Source organism: Methylobacterium nigriterrae (assembly GCF_037106235.1).
Lineage (GTDB): Bacteria > Pseudomonadota > Alphaproteobacteria > Rhizobiales > Beijerinckiaceae > Methylobacterium > Methylobacterium nigriterrae.
This window is the reverse complement of the sequence record NZ_JBAWTG010000470.1, coordinates 1-669: the sequence shown is the minus strand read 5'-3', so window position 1 is coordinate 669 and position 669 is coordinate 1. Positions and strand designations below refer to the sequence as shown.

Sequence of the window (669 nt, the reverse complement as noted above, 5' to 3'; positions counted from 1 at the left end):
AACCTGCCGCTGCCGCACGGATCGGGGGACGAGGCCTGGCTCGACGCGATCGGGCTGGGGCTCGCGGCGATCCGCGCGCAGGATCCCGCGGGGCTGATCCTCGCCCTGGGGCTCGACGCCTCAGACGACGATCCCATCGGCGCCCTCGCGGTGACGCGGGAGGGCTTCCGGGCGGCCGCCGCGATGATCGCCCGCGCAGGCCTGCCGACCGCGATCATCCAGGAAGGGGGCTACCTGTGCGAGGCCCTGCCCCGCAATCTCGTGGCGTACCTCGATGCGTTCGATGCCGCGCGTCCGTGAACGCGCGGCGTCGCCCGGTTGACTTTATCCATTGCGGTGAAGCGCCAGCGTCGCCGCGTCGGCCATGGCCGGGCGCGCCGTTGCACCGGACGATCCCAGCAGGCGGGGGATCTCGGAGGGCGTATCGGCCACGGCCACGCCGGCCGCCTCGAGGGCCTTGCGCTTGCCGGCATAGCTGCCGGAATTGCCGGAGACGATCGCTCCGGCATGCCCCATCGTCTTGCCCGGCGGCGAGGCCCGCCCGGCGATGAAGGAGACGACGGGCTTGCTCATCCCGGCCGCGTATTCCGCCGCCGCCTCCTCCATCGCCCCTCCGATCTCGCCCACCATCACGACGGCGCGGGTGCGCTCGTCCTGATCGAGGGCCAT

The 669-nt window shown here is 72.8% G+C and carries 2 pseudogenes; one reads left to right on the top strand and one right to left on the bottom strand.

From position 1 onward, the window contains the following. Positions 1-300 (top strand): annotated as a pseudogene (locus WDW90_RS37805) (histone deacetylase family protein); the annotation flags it as partial. Between the two features lie 24 nt (positions 301-324). Here WDW90_RS37805 and WDW90_RS37800 read toward each other — a convergent pair. Further along, a pseudogene (locus WDW90_RS37800) lies at positions 325-669 on the bottom strand (succinyl-CoA synthetase subunit alpha); the annotation flags it as partial.